The organism is Neisseria sp. P0021.S006, assembly GCF_051956895.1.
Genome location: NZ_JBQCWZ010000658.1, coordinates 1 through 756 on the forward strand (window position 1 = coordinate 1; position 756 = coordinate 756).

Below are 756 nucleotides of genomic sequence, written 5' to 3' on the forward strand. Positions count from 1 at the left end.
GTTTTGCATCAGGTTTTCCAATGCAGTTTGTACCAAACGTTCGGATTCATTATCCAATGCACTGGTGGCTTCGTCCAAAATCAAAATCGGCGCATTTTTCAAAAGCGCACGCGCAATGGCGAGGCGTTGACGTTGGCCGCCGGACAGTTTTAAACCGTTTTCGCCAACTTCAGTGTGCAGGCCTTGTGGCATTTTTTGGATAAATTCCCAAGCATTTGCGGCTTTTGCAGCATTGATAATTTCTTCTTCACTGAATTTGTCAGCTTGAGCATAGGCAATGTTTTCAGCAATCGTACCATTAAACAGGACAACGTTTTGGCCGACAAATGCCATACGGCTGCGCAGGCTTTCGAGCGTATATTCATTGATGTTGACGCCGCCGATCAAAACCTTGCCTTCATCCGGATTAAGGAAGCGCGGCAACATATTGGCCAAGGTAGTTTTACCGCAGCCTGATGCGCCGACCAATGCAGTCACTTTGCCTTGCGGTACAAGCAGGTTGATGTGGTTCAAGCTGTTGCGTTCGGCTTCAGGATAGCGGTGTACAACATTGCAAAATTCGATATCGCCAGGGTTTGGGCTGAGAATCTGTTTGCCTTCGTTGCTTTCTTCAGGTTGATCCAAAAAGGTGAAGACACTTTCAGCTGCCGCCAAACCGCGTTGCAGGGATTGCATCACGCCGGTCATGCGTTTGATGGGGTCAAACATCATGATCATGCTGGACAAAAACGACATAAAATCGCCTGCACTAAATCC

At 47.8% G+C, this 756-nt stretch carries 1 protein-coding gene; it reads right to left on the minus strand.

What is annotated here, in order from left to right; translation table 11 throughout:
• On the minus strand, positions 1 to 756 hold a 756-nt coding region (locus tag ACTHUM_RS16300), incomplete at both ends, for an ATP-binding cassette domain-containing protein (protein ID WP_440403463.1).